We start from the raw sequence: 367 nt of genomic DNA, 5'->3' as shown, positions 1-367 counted from the left end.
GCCTGCGAAACGGGCTCACCCGGGAACAGTTCGTCGCCACCATCGGCGCTACCGGCGGCGGCAGCGTCACAGGTTTGGCTCCCACAGGCGCCACGACGTACGTCACAACCAGTGCCGGGGCGGACTTCGCGCTCACCCCGATCACCTTCGACTACGTCAAGAACGGTGCTCCCGGTGAAGTCACAGCCCACCTCCGCCTCATCTACACCGGAGGCCAGTGGCGTTACATGACCATGCAACCAGACAACGCGCCCTCGAACTCGGACAGCAACACGCCTGACCCGACCGTGCCCTAGGAGCGTGAGTCAGTAACGCCTATTCGGCTTTGATGCCAATGAATGCCTCCGATGTCGTCGGGTTGGGTTGG

1 protein-coding gene is annotated in these 367 nt (G+C 63.2%); it reads left to right on the top strand.

The genetic code is table 11. From position 1 onward, the window contains the following. A partial coding sequence (locus QN345_RS19895) for a hypothetical protein (protein WP_323508222.1) occupies window positions 1-296 on the top strand: 296 nt, incomplete at its 5' end. Window positions 297-367: the final 71 nt, after the last annotated feature.

The organism is Cryobacterium sp. 10I1, assembly GCF_035019805.1.
GTDB lineage: Bacteria > Actinomycetota > Actinomycetes > Actinomycetales > Microbacteriaceae > Cryobacterium > Cryobacterium glucosi.
The sequence above is the reverse complement of the archived record's forward strand: the minus strand, read 5'-3'. Positions and strand labels throughout refer to the sequence as shown.